Source organism: Roseateles sp. FW305-36 (assembly GCF_058787015.1).
This window is the reverse complement of sequence record NZ_JBYSZK010000004.1, coordinates 238,306-254,653: the sequence shown is the minus strand read 5'-3', so window position 1 is coordinate 254,653 and position 16,348 is coordinate 238,306. Positions and strand designations below refer to the sequence as shown.

Below are 16,348 nucleotides of genomic sequence, written 5' to 3'. Positions count from 1 at the left end.
GGAAGCGCGGAGCTGGGGTGAGCGGACCATCATAATGGGCCATGCTTGCTCGAACGATGGCGTTTACGGTGTGGCTGCTGCTGGGCGGCTCGGTGGCTTACTGGAGCCTGCAACTCATGGCGCGGCCGCTGCCCATGCCGGCTTCGGTGCTGCCGGCCGGCGAGGCGCGCGGCGGACAGGTCGACCTGTCGCGGCTGCTTGGCGTGACGGTGGCGGAGACGGTGCCCGAACCCGAGGTGGCGGCGTCCACGCGCCTGCGCCTGCTCGGGGTCGTGGCGCCCAAGAACGCCAAGGCGGCCGAGGCCGGCGAGGGCGTGGCGCTGATCGAGGTGGACGGCGTGCCGCGCACGGTGCGCGTCGGGGCAGTCGTCGATGGCGAGCTGTCGCTGCTGCGGGTGGATGTGCGCAGCGCGAGCCTGGGTCGACTCGGCCAGGCGCCCAGCCAGGTCCTGCAGATCAGCCCGCCGGCGGCGCCGGCCACGGGTGCTCTGGTGCCGGCCGCGCCGTCACCGGTCGTGCTGGGTGGCAATCCGAATCCGCCGCCCAACCCGTCACAGAATGCCCAGGGCGTGCCGCTGCGCGCCAATGTGCCGCCGGCGGGTGCCGTGCCGACGACACGCAACGACGAGCAGCGCTGAGGCGGCCGCCGGGCCGACCCTAGGCGCCCAGCGTCGGCACGTGGGCGCCGGGCTCGGGGCGCGACGGGGCGACGCGGGCCTCGGCGACCTCGTGCAGGTCGGTCAGCAGGGCCGCTGCGGCGCGGATCATGGGCCAGGCCAGCGCCGCACCGGTGCCGTCGGCACTGTCCATGCCCAGCTCCAATAGCGCCGAGGCGTGGAAGAGGGCGAGGGCTTCGTCCAGGCCGCGGTGCACATGGCTGCGGCAGAACACGGCGTAGTCGGTGACCGGCGCGCAGATCAGCGACGCCAGCTTGAGGGCCGCGCAGGCGGCGATGCCGTCCACGATGATGAGGCTGCGCTTGCTGGCCGCGACCAGCATGGCGCCCACCATGACGGCGATCTCGTGGCCGCCAAAGGCCGCGAGGATGTCCATGGCCTCCTTGGCGTCGCGGTGGCGGGCCAGCGCGCCCTGCAGCACGTCCAGCAGATGCACCAGGTCGTCCTGGCGCATGGTCGGGCCGGAGACGATGAAGTCACGCACGGACTGATCGGACAACCGGGCCAGCACCAGCGCGGCGCATTCGGGCGAGCCCTGGCCCATGGCGGCGCAGGCCAGCACATTGCCGGGCAGGTTGTCGGCGATCTCCATGCCGACGCGCACGCCGGCGTGGGCCTGCTCGACGGTCATGGCGTGCGCGGTGCGCGCGTTGCGCGTACCGTGGGCGACCTTGCGCGCCAGCAGGCGGGCATGGGGCGGCAGGTTCTCGGCAACGCCGCAGTCGACGACGGTCAGGTGCAGGCCCTGCAGCCGGGCGAAGACCGACACCGGCAGCTGGGCGTGCAGGGCCATCTGCACCTGGTCCCTGGTGGCGCGGCCCCATTGGGCGCCGACACCGTCGACGACGATGCCATGGTCGGAGGCGAACAGGCCGAGCACCGGGTCGCGGAAGCGCGGCGTGAGGCTGTTCTGCACGAGCCCGAGGCGCACGGCCAGCGGCTCCAGTTCGCCGAGGCCGCCAGCGATGGCCGAGCGCCGGTCGACGCGGTCACGCAAAGCCTTTTCCAGCTCGGGGTTGGCGGTGGGGGAGATCAGCGACTGTTGGGCGACGGTCATGGCGCAGGCGTTGTCAGACCCCGCATTTCAACTCAACCGAGGAACAAGCGGTAGACCGGATTGGCGGTTTCGTCCTCGAAGGGGTAGTTCAGGCCATCGAGGAACTCGCGCAAGGCCCCGGCGTCGCCCTTGGGAACCTGGATGCCGACGAGGATGCGGCCATAGTCCGCGCCCTGGTTGCGGTAGTGGAAGAGGCTGATGTTCCAGTCCGGGTGCATGCTGGACAGGAAGCGCATCAGCGCGCCCGGCCGCTCCGGGAAGATGAAGCGGTACAGGCGCTCGTTCCGTGCCAGTTCGCTGCGGCCTCCCACCATGTGGCGGATGTGCTGCTTGGCCAACTCGTCATTGGTGAGGTCCAGGGTCTCGAAGCCGGCCTTGCTGAAGGTGCGGGCCAGCTTGGCGGCCTCGTCGGGCTTGGAGATGGCGATGCCGACGAAGATGTGGGCGACCTGGGCGTCGGCGATGCGGTAGTTGAATTCGGTGACGCTGCGCGGGCCGAGCAGCTCGCAGAAGCGCTTGAAGCTGCCGCGCGCCTCGGGGATGGTGACGGCGAACAGGGCCTCGCGCTGCTCGCCGACCTCGGCGCGCTCGGCGACGAAGCGCAGGCGGTCGAAGTTCATGTTGGCGCCGCAGGTGATGGCCACCAGGGTCTGGCCCTTCGCGCCGGTCTTGGCGACGTATTGCTTGGCGGCAGCGACGCTCATCGCGCCCGAGGGCTCGAGGATGGAGCGGGTGTCCTCGAATACATCCTTGATGGCGGCGCAGACGGCATCGGTGTCGACGACGATGTAGTCGTCGACCAGCTCGCGGGCGATGCGAAAAGTCTCCTCGCCGACCAGCTTGACGGCGGTGCCGTCGGCGAACAGGCCGACGTCGGTGAGGGTGACGCGCTTGCCGGCCTTGACCGAGCGCAGCATGGCGTCGGAGTCGGTCGTCTGCACACCGATGATCTTGATCTCGGGACGCAGCGCCTTGACGTAGGCAGCGACGCCCGAGATGAGGCCGCCACCGCCGATGGCGACGAAGATGGCGTCGATGGGACCGGGATGCTGGCGCAGCAGCTCCATGGCGATGGTGCCCTGGCCGGCGATGACGTCGGGATCGTCGAAGGGGTGGACGAAGGTCAGGCCCTGCTGGTCTTCCAGTTCCTTCGCATGCCCGTAGGCATCGGTGAAGCTTTCGCCGAACAGCACCACCTCGCCGCCGTGGCTGCGCACCGCGTCGACCTTGACCTGGGGGGTGGTCACCGGCATCACGATGACGGCGCGGCAGCCCAGCTTCTTGGCTGACAGGGCCACGCCTTGGGCATGGTTGCCGGCCGAGGCGCAGATGACGCCGGCGGCGCGCTGCTCGGCCGACAGATGGGCCATCTTGTTGTAGGCGCCGCGCAGCTTGAAGCTGAAGACGTCCTGCTCGTCCTCGCGCTTGAGCCAGACTTTGTTGGACAGGCGCTTGGAGAGCTTGGGGGCCGGGCTGAGCGTGGTTTCGCGGGCGACGTCGTAGACCCGGGCGTTCAGAATTCGCTGCAGATAGCTGCTGCCGGGCGGCAGCATCGCGGGCACCTGGGGCGTCGTCGCCTTGGCGGCGGACGGGCGGCGTCGCGAGGGCGAGCTCATCGGGTCTCCAAACAGTCTTGTTGCGGCGCCGCATGATAGGGGGAACCCTTCACGCGGCGCCGCTGTCTGCCTTCGGCGAAAAAAAACCCGAGCTCTTGCAAGCTCGGGTTGAATCCACCATGGAGGCGGTGGAGGAGACAATCGGTGCGAAAACGTTTTCGCTTGGGTGGCAGTTTAGCGCCGAGTTATGCTGCGCTGCAATATTTTTCGTGAACGAATTGGAGCTTTGACTCTAGATGACCATGGAATGCACCGTCAGCTGGCTGGGTCCTGAAGGCCCGAGTGGCATGAGCTTCGTCGCCGAGACCGGCAGCGGTCATGTGCTGTCCATGGACGGTGCGCCCGACGGCGGCGGCCGCAACCTGGCGCCGCGGCCCATGGAAACCGTGCTGGCCGGCACCGGCGGCTGCACGGCCTATGACGTGGTCCTCATCCTCAAGCGCGGCCGCCACGATGTGCGCGGTTGCAGGGTCACGCTGAAGGCCGAGCGCGCCACCAGCGATCCCAAGGTCTTCACGGCCATCCATTTCCACTTCATCGTCAGCGGCAAGGGGCTCAAGCCCGAGATCGTCGAGCGCGCCGTGGCGTTGTCGCACGAGAAATACTGCTCGGCGACGGCCATGCTGGCCAAGACCTCGGCCATCAGCACGTCCTTCGAGGTCGCTGAGGTCTGAGCCAGGTTTGATCAGACGCGGTGGGCCACGGTCGTCATGACCTTGGCCGCCGCACGCATCAGCTCCTGGACAGGGGCGGGCAGCGGCTGGGCGCCCGCCGCGACGGCTGCGTCGGCATGCTCGGCCTCCTCGCGCTTCATCTGGTCGACGATGGCGCGTGAGGGGCGGTCCTCGTCGGGCAGTCGGTCCAGGTGCGAGGCGAGGTGGGCCTCGACCTGACGTTCGGTTTCCACGACAAAGCCCAGGCTCCATTTGTCGCCTGCCAGGCCGGCGAGGCTGCCCCAGGCGAAGGCGCCGGCCCACCAAAGCGGTGCGAGATGGCTGGTGTGGGTGCCCAATTCGGCAATGCGCTGGGCCGTCCACGCGAGATGGTCAAGCTCTTCCTCGGCGGCGGCTTCGAAATGCTGGCGCAACTCCGCGCTGCGACTGAACAGGGCCTGCGACTGATACAGGGCCTGCGCGCAGATCTCGCCGACATGGTTGACGCGCATCAGCGCGCCGGCCTCCTGCCTTTGCTGTGGCGTCATCTCCGCCGCCTCCTCACCTGCCGCCGGCGACGGGCGACTTGCCCGGGTCGGCGCAAATACCGTGCGCAAGCCGGAATCCAGAGCGCTGAGCCAACGGTCCTTCAAATTCAGGCGCCGGGAATCAATGTTGCTTGCAGGCGGATGCATTCAGTTAAGCAGTGTTGCCATGAAGAAATCATGAACTAGGGATGACGTTGTCGTTCAGCAACGGCAACACACAATTTCATATCCGTGAATTCCCGAGGGCCCCCAAGCTCTGGTGGAATACGCGCACTTCCTCACAGGAGGTGGGCGCCCAGTCCCTTTTCGGCCGGCGTCTCGGATGAATACCTAGGAGTATCGAATGAAGAAAGCTCTGATTGCCCTGGCCGTCCTCGGTCTTACCGGCGGCGCTGCCGTTGCGCAATCCTCCGTCACCCTGTTTGGCGTCATCGATGCCGACATGAAGTACGTCAAGACCGGCGGCCTGACGGTCAAGAAGCTGGATTCCAGCGGCCTGAACACCAGCCGTTTCGGCGTGCGCGGCACTGAAGATCTGGGTGGCGGCCTGAAGGCTGGCTTCTGGCTGGAATCCCAAGTCGACACCGACACGGGCGTGGCCGGTGGCGGCAGCGCCTTCTGGGGTCGCCGTGCCACGGTGAGCCTGGCTGGTGATTTCGGTGAAGTCCGTCTGGGCCGCAACAAGACCGTTTCGCGCCTGCACGTCGAAGACTTCGATCCGTCCGCATTCACCGGTCTGGGCAGCGTCAGCGTGCTGTACAGCAACCTGGGCAGCGGCAATGGCACCTCCTTCGGCCGCGCCGACAACCTCGTGTCGTACTCGCTGCCGAACAACCTCGGCGGCTTCTACGGCGGCGTGGATGTCTCCGCCGGTGAAGGCGTGGGCACCAACAAGGGCCAGTCGGTCCGTCTGGGCTACAAGCAGGGTCCCCTGCACGTGTCGGGCGCCTATGCCAGCACGTCCAACGCCGCTGACACCAGCAAGTTCAAGCTGGCCTCGATTGGCGCGGCCTACGACTTCGGCGTGATCCGCCCGTCGCTGTCCTACACGGAAACCAAGTACCTGTCGCGCAAGCAGCAAGTCCTGACGGCCTCGCTGACGGCTCCTCTGGGCCAAGGCCAACTGTGGGGTTCCTACAGCGAAGCCAAGACCAGCGGCGAGACCGGCTTTGCCACGGTCGGCACGCCCAAGCTGTTCGCTGTCGGCTACGTCTACAACCTGTCCAAGCGCACTGCGCTGTACACGACGTTCGCCCAGCTCAAGAACGACGGCACGACGCGCTTCGCTCTGGGTGGCGCACCTGCCGCCACGGCGAATGGTCAGAAGTCGACCGGCTACGACGTCGGCGTCCGCCACAGCTTCTGATGACGCGCGGCCTGCGGGCCGCTGCCGACTCAGCCAAAGCCGCCTTCGGGCGGCTTTTCTTTTGTCCGGTTGTTGTCCCGCAAGAGACAGGGGAATCGCTGTGGGTAATCAACAACAGACCCGGCGTTATGGCAGGGCGCATCCCTGAGAATGAAAAGGTTCACTTTTCTTCGCAGGAGACAACCTTGATGAAAAAAGCCGCTCTGGCAGTCGCCGCTCTGGCCGCTTGCACTTCTTCCGCTTGGGCCCAGTCCAGCGTGACCCTGTATGGCATCGTGGACGCTGCTGCGCGTTACACCACCAACGCCAATCCGGGCGTCGCACAGAAGCAATTGGTCCCCGGCGGCATGTCTCAAAGCCGTTTGGGCGTGAACGTCACCGAAGATATGGGCGGCGGCCTCAAGGCCCTGGTGAACATGGAGCACCGCCTGAATTCGGATACCGGCGCTGCCTCCTCCGCCACCGATTTTTGGCGTCAGGCCTGGGTTGGCCTGCAGTCCAATGACCTCGGCCAGATCCGCCTGGGTCGTCAGTACAACATCCTGTTCGACCTCTACACGTCGACCTTCGCTTCCTTCCGCTACTCGCCCTATATCGAGGCTTACAAGCCCGAAATCGGCATGTCCTTCACGGCCCGCCAGGACAATATGGTCAAGTACCTGGCCCAGGTCGGCAACTTCTACGCCGAAGTCCAGGTGAGCGCTGGCGAAGGCCAGTCGGGCGCTGCTGCTGCCCAGCCCAACAAGACCATCGGCGGCCTGGTCCGCTACAGCGACGGCAAGTTCGGCGCCGGTGGTGCCTACCTGCAGGCCACCGAGCAGACCGGCAAGAAGATCAAGGCCATGGTCCTGGGCGCCTCCTACACCGAAGGCCCGCTGTACGTGCACGCTTCGTGGGGCGAGAACAAGTTCGAGAACCCCTTCACGCTGCTGAACCAGACCAGCGCCGGGGCCTTCGCTGCCTCGGCCGCCCCGGGTTCCCTGGCCAACATCGCCCTGACGACCCGCGGTGCCTACACCAGCGGCATCCTGGGCGCCAACGTGTTCAACACGGACTCGGCCGACATCAACAAGCGCACCATGCTGATGTTTGGCGCGACGTATCAGCTGACCCCTCAGCTGAACGTCGGCGGCAACGTGTGGCTGACGGAGCAGACCCACTTCGGCACGGTGCAGAACCTGGCGGTTCCGTTCCGCAATGCCCTGGGCTTCTCGACGGACGCCAACACCAAGTCCAAGGCGACCTTCATGGCTGTCGTGCTGGACTACGCGTTCTCCAAGCGCACCGACGCCTACCTGGAAATGGACTACACCAAGCTGAAGGGCGAGGTGCTCTTCCTGAACAACGCCGGCCGTCGTGGCGGCGCGATGGTGGGCCTGCGTCACCGCTTCTGATGTCCTTGCGGGGCCCAGGCCTCGCCAGACGTCTCGACGGGCCGCGAAAGCGGCCCGTTTTCATTGGTGGTTGCGCCCGCGTGCACGCTAGGGCTTTCCCGGGAAGCTCCAGCCCCTGCACTTCGCCATGATCCCGCCTTCGCGCGGCGCAGTGACGCGCCCGCTCATCTGTCTTCATGCTGGTCTTCATTCTTCGCCGCCTGGTCCAGGCCCTGGTTGTCATGCTGTCGGTGGCCTTCATCGCCTTCATGCTGTTCCAGTTCGTCGGCGATCCCGTCACCAATCTGCTGGGTCAGGATGCGACCGAGGAGCAGCGCGTCGCATTGCGCAAGGACCTGGGCCTGGACCAGCCCTTCCCGGTGCAGTTCGCCCGCTTCGCCGGCAACGCGGTCCAGGGTGAGTTCGGCATCAGCCTGAGGCAAGGGCGCAAGGTCTCGGCGCTGATTGCCGAGCGCTTTCCGGCGACGCTGGAACTGGCCCTGGTGGCCGGCCTGATCGCCCTCGGCCTTGGCATCCCGCTCGGCGTGTTTGCGGCGCTGCGGCGCGGCAAGGCCAGCGCACAGCTGCTGATGACGGGCACGCTGTTCGGCGTCAGTCTGCCCAATTTCGTCATCGGCATCGTGCTGATCTGGGTCTTCGCGGTGGAGTTGAAGTGGCTGCCCAGCTTCGGCCGCGGCGAGGTCGTGGCCTTCGGTTCGTGGACTTCGGGGCTCCTGACCCGCGACGGGCTGCTGCACCTGATCCTGCCGGCCTTCACGCTGTCGGCTTTCCAGCTGACCTTGATCATGCGGCTGGTGCGTGCCGAGATGCTGGAAGTGCTGCGCACCGACTACATCCGCTTCGCCCGCGCCCGCGGCCTGACCAACCGCAGCGTCTACTTCGGGCATGCGCTGAAGAACACGCTGGTGCCCGTCATCACCATCACCGGCCTGCAGCTCGGCTCGCTGATCGCCTTCGCCATCATCACCGAGCAGGTCTTCCAGTGGCCCGGCATGGGCCTGCTCTTCATCCAGGCCGTGCAGTTCGCCGACATCCCCGTCATGGCGGCCTATCTCTGCCTGATCTCGCTGATCTTCGTCGTCATCAACCTCGGCGTCGATCTGCTTTATTTCACCGTCGACCCGCGCCTGCGCGTCGAAGGCAAGGCCCACTGAATATGCAGCCCCCACGCTCGCTTCGCTCTCTGCCCCCCGAGGGGACGCGTCAGTGCCTTCGGGCGGCCGGGCGTCACTGACCATGGCCGTTGACGCCAACCCCAATCCCACGCCCTCGGCGTCCGCGCTGCGCGGCTTTTTCGACGGCGACGTCTGGCATTCCTTCCGGAGCTCGCCGGTGGCGATGCTGGCAGCCATCATTGCGCTGGTCTGCTTCGTCTGCGCGCTGTTTGCCGAAGTCGTCGCGCCTCACAACCCCTTCGATCTGGCGACGCTGGAGCTGCTGGATTCGCTGAAGCCGCCGGCCTGGGTCGAAGGCGGCGAGGCCCGCTACAGCCTGGGCACTGACGGCCAGGGTCGCGACATCCTGTCGGCGCTGATGTACGGCGCGCGCATCTCGCTGCTGGTCGGCATCGCCTCGGTGCTGCTGTCCATCCTGATCGGCGTCAGCCTCGGCCTCTTGGCCGGCTTTGTCGGCGGCCGGACCGATGCCTTCATCATGCGCATCTGCGACGTGATGCTGTCCTTCCCGTCCATCCTGGTCGCGCTGATGATCAGCGGCGTCGGCCGCAGCCTCTTCCCGCACGCGCCCGACATGCTGGCCTTCGTTGTCCTCGTGCTGGCCATCGCGCTGACGGGTTGGGTGCAGTACGCGCGCACCGTGCGCGGCTCGACGCTGGTGGAGCGCAACAAGGAATACGTGCAGGCCGCTCGCGTCATCGGCGTCGGTTCGCTGCGCATCATGCGCCGCCATGTGCTGCCGAACGTGCTCGGGCCCGTGCTGGTGCTGGCCACCATCCAGATCGCCTCGGCCATCATCACCGAGGCGACGCTGTCCTTCCTCGGTGTCGGCGTGCCGGCCACCAGTCCGTCCCTCGGCACGCTGATCCGCAACGGCAACGACTATCTGTTCTCGGGCGAGTGGTGGATCACCGCCTGGCCCAGCCTGACCCTGGTGCTGATCACGCTCAGCGTGAACCTGCTCGGCGACTGGCTGCGCGACGCGCTCAACCCCAGGCTGCGTTGATTGCGATGACGGCCTCATTGCTCGAAGTCAGCCACCTGCGGGTGGAGTTCCCGACGCGCCGCGGCACGCTGCTGGCGCTGGACGACATCTCCTTCTCGATCGCGCCGGGCGAGATTCTCGGCGTCGTCGGTGAGTCCGGCGCCGGCAAGTCGCTGACCGGCGCGGCCATCATCGGCCTGCTCGATCCGCCGGGCCGCATTGCTGCCGGCGAGATCAAGCTGGCCGGCCGGCGCATCGACAACCTGCCCTATCAGCAAATGCGCCGCATCCGCGGCAAGGAGATCGGTGCCGTCTTCCAGGACCCGCTGACCTCGCTGAACCCGCTCTACACGGTCGGCCGCCAGCTCGTCGAGACCATCACGACGCATCTGGATCTGAGCGCATCGCAGGCCCGTGCCCGCGCCATCGAACTACTGGCGTCTACCGGCATCCCGGCGCCCGAGGCCCGCATCGACCATTTCCCGCATCAGTTCTCGGGCGGCATGCGACAGCGCGTCGTCATTGCGCTGGCCCTGGCGGCCAATCCCAGGCTCATCGTCGCCGACGAGCCGACCACGGCGCTCGACGTCTCCATCCAGGCGCAGATCATTGCGCTCTTGAAGAAGGTCTGCCGCGAGCAGGGTGCAGCCGTCATGCTTGTCACCCACGACATGGGCGTCATCGCCGAGACCTGCGACCGCGTGGCCGTCATGTACGCCGGTCGCATCGCCGAGATCGGCCCCGTGGCCGATGTCATCCACCGCCCGGCCCATCCCTACACCGTCGGCCTGATGGGCTCCATCCCGGCCATGGACGAGGATCGCGAGCGCCTGCTGCAGATCGACGGCGCCATGCCGCGGCTGACGGCCATCCCGCCCGGCTGCGCCTTCAACCCGCGCTGCCCGCGTGTCTTCGACCGCTGCCGCAGCGAGCGGCCTGAACTGGCCGAGGTCGGCGCCACCAGCGCGGCCTGCTGGCGACCCGTCACCGTGGAGGCTCCGCAATGAGCGCCCCCCTCGTCGAGGTCCAGGACCTCGCCAAGATCTTCGACGTGTCGCCGTCCTGGCTGAACCGCGTTGTCGAGCGCAAGCCCAAGGCCTTCGTGCATGCCGTCGATGGTGTGTCCTTCGGCATCGAGCGCGGCAAGACCCTGGCCCTGGTCGGTGAGAGCGGCTGCGGCAAGAGCACGGTGGCGCGCCTGCTGGTGGGCCTCTACGGCGCGACACGCGGCGCGGTGCGCTTCGACGGCGAAGACATCGCCAAGACCCTGAGCGGCCCCGGCGCGCAGAAGCTGCGCCGGCGCATGCAGATGATCTTCCAGGATCCCTATGCGTCGCTGAACCCGCGCTGGAAGGTGCTGGACATCGTCGCCGAGCCGCTGCGCGAGCATGGCCTGGTGAAGGATGCAGCCGCGGCCCGCGTGCGCGTCGCCGAGTTGCTCAGCTCGGTCGGCCTGAACCCGGCCGATGCCGAGAAGTTCCCGCACCAGTTCTCCGGCGGCCAGCGCCAGCGCATCTCGATCGCGCGAGCCCTCGCCACCCAGCCCGAGTTCCTCGTCTGCGACGAGCCAACCTCGGCCCTGGACGTGTCGGTGCAGGCCCAGGTCCTCAACATCATGAAGGACCTGCAGCGCCAGCAGGGCCTGACCTATCTCTTCATCTCGCACAACCTGGCCGTCGTGCGCCACGTGGCCGACCAGGTCGGCGTCATGTATCTCGGCCGCCTGGTCGAGGTGGCAGACAAGGCGGAGCTGTTCGCGCGGCCGCGGCATCCCTACACGCGCATGCTGCTGGACGCGATTCCCGACATCCGCATGACCGGCCGCGCCCGCACGCCGGTGCAGGGCGAGGTGCCGAATCCGCTGAATCCGCCGAGCGGCTGCAGCTTTCATCCGCGCTGCCCGCTCGCCAACGCACGCTGCAAGGCCGAGCGGCCGGCGCTGCTGGAGATCAAGGGCGTGCGCGTGGCCTGCCACGCAGTGGAAGAGGGCCGCGCCGTCTAGCGCGCCGGTGCCGAGGCCGGCGCCGAGGCGGCGCCCGCCGGCTTGGGCAGCATCAATGGCCCCTTCTGCCCACAACCCGCAATCGCGGTAAGGGTGATCAGCAGGGCGATCAGGCGCCCACCTACACTGACGGCGGTCTTCTTCATCCGCCCAGTTTATGTCCCTGTCCGACGCCGATTACCACGCCAAGGCCCATGCCCTGCTCGCCCGCATCGAGGCGCAGATCGACGCCTGGCTCGAGGACGACGTGGTGGACATCGACACCCACCGCACCGGCGGCCTGCTGGAGCTCAGCATGCCGGGGGGCAGCAAGATCGTGCTCAACACCCAGCCGCCGCTGCAGGAGCTCTGGATGGCCGCGCGCTCGGGCGGTTTCCACTTCAAGTGGGACGGCTCGCAGTGGGTGGACCGCGAGGGCCAGGAGTTCTGCGCGCGCCTGTCGCGCTGCGCCAGCGAGCAGTCGGGCCAGGCACTGAAGTTCAGCGCCTGAGCCTCGCTACCGCTTGAAGAGGTCCAGGATGGACTTCTTCTCGTCCTCGGTCGCCGCGCCCGGCACCGCCGCCGGTTCGTTTGACAGTTCGCGCACGCCGGTGCCGGTCGTGTACTCCTCGTAGAACCACTCGCCATTGACGTTGACGATGCCTTCCGGCGGCGTCATCTCGTCGACGGGCTTGCCCTTCAGCGCGAAGCCCATGTACTCGATCCAGACGGGCAGGCTCAGGCCGCCGCCGGTCTCGCGGTCGCCGAGCTTGCGCGGCTGGTCATAGCCGATCCAGACGATGGCGACCAGGTCCTTCTGGTAGCCGGCGAACCAGGCGTCCATGGAGTCGTTGGTCGTGCCGGTCTTGCCGTAGATGTCGGGGCGTTTCAGCGTGGCCTGGGCGCGCGCCGCCGTGCCGCTGCGCGTGACCTCCTGCAGCAGGCTGCTCATCAGGAAGGCATTGCGCGGCTCGATGGCGCGGGCGTCGTCGGCCAGCGTGACGGGCAAGGCTTCGTAGAGCAGGCGGCCCTTGTTGTCGGTGATCTTGGCGATGAGCTGGGGACTGACGCGGTAGCCGCCGTTGGCGAAGACGGCATAGCCCTGGGCCATCTGCATGGGCGTCACCGAGCCCGCGCCCAGGGCCATGGTCAGATAGGCCGGGTGCTTCTCGGCCTCGAAGCCGAAGCGGGTGATCCAGTCCTGCGCGTACTTCACGCCGATGGAGTGCAGCACGCGGATGGACACCATGTTCTTGGACTTGGCCAGGGCGGTGCGCAACGGCATGGGCCCCTCGAACTTGCCGTCGTAGTTCTTGGGTTCCCAGGGCTGGCTGCCCGTCGTGCCGGCGTCGAAGAACAGCGGCGCGTCATTGACGATGGTGGCGGGCGTGAAGCCCTTTTCCAGCGCGGCCGAGTAGATGAAGGGCTTGAAGCTGGAGCCCGGCTGGCGCCAGGCCTGGGTCACGTGGTTGAACTTGTTCTTGTTGTAGTCGAAGCCGCCGACCATGGCGTGCACCTGGCCGGTCTTGGGGTCCATGGAGACGAAGGCGCCTTCGACCTCGGGCAGCTGGGTGATGGTCCATTCGTTGCCGTCCTTCTGCTTGACGCCCTTGACGACACGGATGACGGCACCGCGGCGGATGCGGGTCTTGGGGTTGCCCTTGTCCGACAGGCCGGAGGTGGCGGGCTTGAGGCCGTCGCCCGTGATGGCGATGGCGTCGCCGCTTTGCAACACTGCCGTTACCTTCTTGGGGTCGGCGTCGAGCACGACAGCGGCCAGCAGTTCGTCGTTGGCCGGGTGGTCGGCCAGCACCAGGGCGACGCGGGCGTCGACTTCCTTGGCGTCGTTCGGCAGGTCGGCATAGGCCTCGGGGCCGCGGTAGACCTGGCGCTTCTCGTAGTCGAGGATGCCGCGGCGCAGGGCGCGGTAGGCGGTGTTCTGCTCACCGCTGTTCAGCGTCAGATAGACATTCAGGCCGCGCGAATAGGCCTCGTCGCCGTACTGGCTGAAGATCAGCTGGCGCGCCGCCTCGGCGACGAACTCGGCGTGCGACGCCGATTCCTGCACCGGGCGGATGCGCAGTTTTTCGGCCTTGGCCTCGTCGCGCTGTTCCTCGGTGATGTAGCCCGTCTCGTACATCCGCTCGATGATGTATTGCTGGCGGATGGTGGCCCGCTTGGGGTTGTTGATGGGGTTGTAGGCCGACGGCGCCTTGGGCAGGCCGGCCAGCATGGCGGCCTCGGCGACGCTGAGCTTGTCGAGGGGCTTGCCGAAATAGATCTCGCTGGCCGCCGCGAAACCGTGCGCGCGGTGGCCCAGGAAGATCTGGTTCATATAGATCTCGAGGATCTTTTCCTTGGAGAGGGCCGATTCGATCTTCAGCGCCAGCAGGATCTCGTAGATCTTGCGAGTGAAGGTCTTCTCCGTGGACAGGTAGAAATTGCGCGCCACCTGCATGGTGATGGTGGAGGCGCCCTGGCTGCGCGATTCGCCGACGTTGGCGAGGCCGGCGCGGATGACGCCCAGGTAGTCGACCCCGCCATGCTGATAGAAGCGCGCGTCTTCAATTGCCAACACCGCTTCCTGCATGACCTTGGGGATTTCCTTGATCGGCAGGTAGTTGCGGCGCTCCTCGCCAAACTCGCCCAGCAGCACGCCGTCGCTGGACAGCACGCGCATGGGCAACTTCGGCCGGTAGTCGGTCAGGCCGCTGATGTCGGGCAGGTTGGGGTAGGCCAGGGCCAGGCCCAGGGCCAGCAGCAGCACGACGGCGACGGCCCCGCCGCCGATGAGGCCCAGGCCCCACAAGGCCCAGCGCCCGAGGCGGGAGCTCAGGCGGGTGGGGGAGCGAGATGGGGGCGTGCCGGCGGGCGAAGGACTGGATGCAGCGGAGCGGGGCTTGTCATTCATGAGCCGGCGGGGCGCGCCCAAGGGCGCGTTGGAAGGAGGCGGCGGATTATAGGAAGGGCGGTTGACGCCTCCTTGTATACCGACAGGGGGACCGACCGGCGTGTCAAACGACCGCTTCCCATGTGTTTTTCAGGAGCTTGCAAGTCGGTTGAATCGTGTATGTTTAGCAACGTGGCGTTACCAGCTCGCGCCGAATTTCCGTTCGGCGTCAACGGCTTTGCTGCTAGCATTCAAGTAACTTATTAATAGTCCAGAACGTAACTCGCGTGTCGGGGAGCGTCTCGGAGATAAAGGGCATGGGAATACTTGACGCACTTTTGGGTCGCAAGCACGCCCCCCTGATTGGCCTGGATATCAGTTCTTCCAGCGTCAAGCTGGTGGAATTGAGCCAGACCAAGAGCGGCGAATTCGTTCTGGAGCGTTTCGCGAGCGAGCCCTTCGAGAAGGGCTGGATCGCTGACGGCCAGATCGAGAAATTCGACGAGGTGGCGGACGCGGTGCGTCGTGTCGTGGCGCGCAGCGGCAGCAGGACGCGAGATGCGGCCCTGGCGATGCCGCAGTCGGCCGTCATCACCAAGAAGATCATGTTGCCCGCCGGCCTGCGCGAGGAAGAGCTCGAACTGCAGGTCGAGGCCGAGGCCAATCAATACATCCCGTTCTCGCTGGACGAGGTCAGCCTGGACTTTTGCGTCATCGGCCCCAGCCCGACTTCGGTGGGTGACGTCGAGGTGCTGATCGCCGCGTCGCGCAAGGACCGCGTGCAGGACCGCCAGGGCCTGGCAGAGGCCGCCGGCCTGCGCCCCGTCGTGCTGGACATCGAGTCCCACGCCTCGCGCATGGCCATGGGCCGCCTCATCGCGGCCCTGCCCAATGAAGGCAAGGACGCCCTCGTCGCGCTGTTCGAGATTGGGGCCGACACCACCAGCCTCAAGGTGCTGCGCGACGACGAACTGCTCTACGACCGGGACCAGTCCTTCGGGGGATCCCAGTTGACGCAACTCATTTCACGCCAGTACGGCTTCTCCTTCGAGGAGGCCGAACAGAAGAAGCTGGCCAACGAGTTGCCCGAAGACTACGAGACCAGCGTGCTGAATCCCTTCGTCGACAGCCTGTCTCAGGAAATCGGCCGGGCCCTGCAGTACTTCTTCACCAGCACCCCGCATCACAAGGTGCACTACGTGATGCTGGCCGGCGGCACGGCAACGCTGCCGGGCCTGAAGGAGCGTGTGACCGACCTGACGGGCTTTGCCTGCATGGTGGTCAATCCCTTCGAGAACATGGGCATGGGCACGGCCGTGCGGGAGTCCAGGCTGCAGCGTGAGGCACCGTCCTATCTGACCGCCTGCGGCCTCGCGATGCGGAGGTTCTTCCAGTGATCCTGATCAACCTGCTGCCCTACCGCGAAGAGCGGCGCAAGCGGCGCAAGGCGGCCTTTTTCGCGGGCCTGGGTCTCGCCGGCCTGGTAGGTGCGGGCCTCGTCGTGGCGGCCTATCTGATGCTGCAGTTCCTGACCGCGGAACAGCAGTCGCACAACCAGTACATCCAGGGCGAGATCACCAAGCTCGAAGCCCAGATCAAGGACATCGCCGACCTGAAGGCCGAGATCGAGTCCCTGAAGGCCCGCCAGCGCGCCGTCGAGGACCTGCAGACCGACCGCAACACGCCGGTGCAGTTGCTCAACGACATCGCGCGCCTCGCACCCGAGGGCATCTACCTGACGGCGATCCGGCAGGAAGCCAAGGTCGTCACGATCAGCGGCATCGCCCAGACGAACGAGCGCGTGTCCGAGTTTCTGCGCAATGTGTCGCGCAGCTCGGAATGGCTGGAGAAGCCGGACCTCATCGAAGTCAAGCTGGCCAGCGTCACGACCAACACGCGTGACCAGCGCCGCCTGCTGGAGTTCTCGATGAAGGTCTCGATCAAGACGCCGGTGCGCGAGGCAGCGCCGGGTGCTGCTGCGGCTTCCGCGCCGAAGAAGAGCTGAC

Annotated in this window: 16 protein-coding genes; 11 read left to right on the top strand and 5 right to left on the bottom strand. The window is 66.8% G+C overall.

Annotated features, from left to right (window positions below):
- Window positions 1-41: 41 nt before the first annotated feature.
- Window positions 42-638 carry a hypothetical protein gene (locus AC3WOE_RS09760; protein WP_492690065.1) on the top strand — a complete coding sequence of 199 codons (597 nt, stop codon included), beginning with the start codon at window positions 42-44 and terminating at the stop codon, window positions 636-638.
- 19 nt (window positions 639-657) lie between these two features.
- Here AC3WOE_RS09760 and AC3WOE_RS09755 read toward each other — a convergent pair whose 3' ends face one another.
- A complete protein-coding gene (locus AC3WOE_RS09755) occupies window positions 658-1,734 on the bottom strand; it encodes a nicotinate-nucleotide--dimethylbenzimidazole phosphoribosyltransferase (protein WP_492690063.1) in 1,077 nt (358 codons plus the stop codon).
- A 32-nt stretch (window positions 1,735-1,766) separates the two neighbouring features.
- Window positions 1,767-3,287: a threonine ammonia-lyase, biosynthetic gene (ilvA, locus tag AC3WOE_RS09750; RefSeq protein WP_492690326.1), complete on the bottom strand. Its 1,521-nt coding sequence runs from the start codon at window positions 3,285-3,287 to the stop codon at window positions 1,767-1,769.
- 305 nt (window positions 3,288-3,592) lie between these two features.
- On the opposite strand from ilvA, the gene AC3WOE_RS09745 reads away from it, so the two are divergent.
- Window positions 3,593-4,024 (top strand): OsmC family protein, encoded by a 432-nt coding sequence (locus AC3WOE_RS09745; protein ID WP_492690324.1) that lies wholly within the window; start codon window positions 3,593-3,595, stop codon window positions 4,022-4,024.
- A gap of 11 nt (window positions 4,025-4,035) precedes the next feature.
- Here the strand turns inward: AC3WOE_RS09745 and coq7 are convergent, their stop codons facing one another.
- On the bottom strand, window positions 4,036-4,698 hold the full coding sequence (coq7, locus tag AC3WOE_RS09740; protein WP_492690062.1) for a 2-polyprenyl-3-methyl-6-methoxy-1,4-benzoquinone monooxygenase: 663 nt from the start codon (window positions 4,696-4,698) through the stop codon (window positions 4,036-4,038).
- A 196-nt stretch (window positions 4,699-4,894) separates the two neighbouring features.
- Between coq7 and AC3WOE_RS09735 the strand changes: the two genes are divergently transcribed.
- The 6 genes from AC3WOE_RS09735 (at window position 4,895) to AC3WOE_RS09710 (ending at window position 11,473) form a co-directional block, all read left to right on the top strand.
- Window positions 4,895-5,917, top strand: a complete 1,023-nt coding sequence (locus AC3WOE_RS09735) for a porin (protein WP_492690060.1) — start codon at window positions 4,895-4,897, stop codon at window positions 5,915-5,917.
- Between the two features lie 188 nt (window positions 5,918-6,105).
- Window positions 6,106-7,311 carry a porin gene (locus AC3WOE_RS09730; RefSeq protein ID WP_492690059.1) on the top strand — a complete coding sequence of 402 codons (1,206 nt, stop codon included), beginning with the start codon at window positions 6,106-6,108 and terminating at the stop codon, window positions 7,309-7,311.
- A gap of 176 nt (window positions 7,312-7,487) precedes the next feature.
- The gene (locus AC3WOE_RS09725) at window positions 7,488-8,465 is read left to right on the top strand and encodes an ABC transporter permease (RefSeq protein WP_492690057.1); all 978 of its coding nucleotides are present in this window, start codon (window positions 7,488-7,490) and stop codon (window positions 8,463-8,465) included.
- A gap of 82 nt (window positions 8,466-8,547) precedes the next feature.
- Window positions 8,548-9,492 carry an ABC transporter permease gene (locus tag AC3WOE_RS09720; protein ID WP_492690056.1) on the top strand — a complete coding sequence of 315 codons (945 nt, stop codon included), beginning with the start codon at window positions 8,548-8,550 and terminating at the stop codon, window positions 9,490-9,492.
- A gap of 5 nt (window positions 9,493-9,497) precedes the next feature.
- The gene (locus AC3WOE_RS09715) at window positions 9,498-10,478 is read left to right on the top strand and encodes an ABC transporter ATP-binding protein (RefSeq protein WP_492690054.1); all 981 of its coding nucleotides are present in this window, start codon (window positions 9,498-9,500) and stop codon (window positions 10,476-10,478) included.
- On the top strand, window positions 10,475-11,473 hold the full coding sequence (locus AC3WOE_RS09710) for an ABC transporter ATP-binding protein (RefSeq protein ID WP_492690052.1): 999 nt from the start codon (window positions 10,475-10,477) through the stop codon (window positions 11,471-11,473). Before AC3WOE_RS09715 ends, AC3WOE_RS09710 begins: the two co-directional genes overlap by 4 nt.
- Here AC3WOE_RS09710 and lptM read toward each other — a convergent pair.
- Window positions 11,470-11,619, bottom strand: coding sequence for an LPS translocon maturation chaperone LptM (gene lptM, locus AC3WOE_RS09705; protein WP_492690050.1), 150 nt, complete (start codon window positions 11,617-11,619; stop codon window positions 11,470-11,472). The genes AC3WOE_RS09710 and lptM overlap by 4 nt on opposite strands.
- Window positions 11,620-11,630: 11 nt before the next feature.
- Between lptM and cyaY the strand changes: the two genes are divergently transcribed.
- Entirely contained in the window at window positions 11,631-11,963 is a 333-nt protein-coding gene (gene cyaY, locus AC3WOE_RS09700) for an iron donor protein CyaY (RefSeq protein WP_492690048.1), read from the top strand.
- Window positions 11,964-11,969: 6 nt separating this feature from the next.
- On the opposite strand, the gene AC3WOE_RS09695 is transcribed toward cyaY, so the two are convergent.
- Window positions 11,970-14,363 carry a penicillin-binding protein 1A gene (locus AC3WOE_RS09695; protein WP_492690047.1) on the bottom strand — a complete coding sequence of 798 codons (2,394 nt, stop codon included), beginning with the start codon at window positions 14,361-14,363 and terminating at the stop codon, window positions 11,970-11,972.
- 296 nt (window positions 14,364-14,659) lie between these two features.
- Here AC3WOE_RS09695 and AC3WOE_RS09690 point away from each other — a divergent pair, with 296 nt between their 5' ends.
- Together AC3WOE_RS09690 and AC3WOE_RS09685 are read left to right on the top strand one after the other, a co-directional pair.
- The gene (locus AC3WOE_RS09690) at window positions 14,660-15,739 is read left to right on the top strand and encodes a pilus assembly protein PilM (protein WP_492690046.1); all 1,080 of its coding nucleotides are present in this window, start codon (window positions 14,660-14,662) and stop codon (window positions 15,737-15,739) included.
- Window positions 15,736-16,347, top strand: a complete 612-nt coding sequence (locus AC3WOE_RS09685; protein WP_492690045.1) for a PilN domain-containing protein — start codon at window positions 15,736-15,738, stop codon at window positions 16,345-16,347. The genes AC3WOE_RS09690 and AC3WOE_RS09685 overlap by 4 nt, the downstream gene beginning before the upstream one ends.
- Window position 16,348 lies beyond the last annotated feature (1 nt).

Coding starts and splice junctions, on each gene's coding strand:
- AC3WOE_RS09760 (WP_492690065.1), top strand. CDS start 42: ATGCTTGCTCGAACGATGGCGTTTACGGTGTGGCTGCTGCTGGGCGGC.
- AC3WOE_RS09755 (WP_492690063.1), bottom strand. CDS start 1,734: ATGACCGTCGCCCAACAGTCGCTGATCTCCCCCACCGCCAACCCCGAG.
- ilvA (WP_492690326.1), bottom strand. CDS start 3,287: ATGCTGCCGCCCGGCAGCAGCTATCTGCAGCGAATTCTGAACGCCCGG.
- AC3WOE_RS09745 (WP_492690324.1), top strand. CDS start 3,593: ATGGAATGCACCGTCAGCTGGCTGGGTCCTGAAGGCCCGAGTGGCATG.
- coq7 (WP_492690062.1), bottom strand. CDS start 4,698: ATGCATCCGCCTGCAAGCAACATTGATTCCCGGCGCCTGAATTTGAAG.
- AC3WOE_RS09735 (WP_492690060.1), top strand. CDS start 4,895: ATGAAGAAAGCTCTGATTGCCCTGGCCGTCCTCGGTCTTACCGGCGGC.
- AC3WOE_RS09730 (WP_492690059.1), top strand. CDS start 6,106: ATGAAAAAAGCCGCTCTGGCAGTCGCCGCTCTGGCCGCTTGCACTTCT.
- AC3WOE_RS09725 (WP_492690057.1), top strand. CDS start 7,488: ATGCTGGTCTTCATTCTTCGCCGCCTGGTCCAGGCCCTGGTTGTCATG.
- AC3WOE_RS09720 (WP_492690056.1), top strand. CDS start 8,548: ATGGCCGTTGACGCCAACCCCAATCCCACGCCCTCGGCGTCCGCGCTG.
- AC3WOE_RS09715 (WP_492690054.1), top strand. CDS start 9,498: ATGACGGCCTCATTGCTCGAAGTCAGCCACCTGCGGGTGGAGTTCCCG.
- AC3WOE_RS09710 (WP_492690052.1), top strand. CDS start 10,475: ATGAGCGCCCCCCTCGTCGAGGTCCAGGACCTCGCCAAGATCTTCGAC.
- lptM (WP_492690050.1), bottom strand. CDS start 11,619: ATGAAGAAGACCGCCGTCAGTGTAGGTGGGCGCCTGATCGCCCTGCTG.
- cyaY (WP_492690048.1), top strand. CDS start 11,631: ATGTCCCTGTCCGACGCCGATTACCACGCCAAGGCCCATGCCCTGCTC.
- AC3WOE_RS09695 (WP_492690047.1), bottom strand. CDS start 14,363: ATGAATGACAAGCCCCGCTCCGCTGCATCCAGTCCTTCGCCCGCCGGC.
- AC3WOE_RS09690 (WP_492690046.1), top strand. CDS start 14,660: ATGGGAATACTTGACGCACTTTTGGGTCGCAAGCACGCCCCCCTGATT.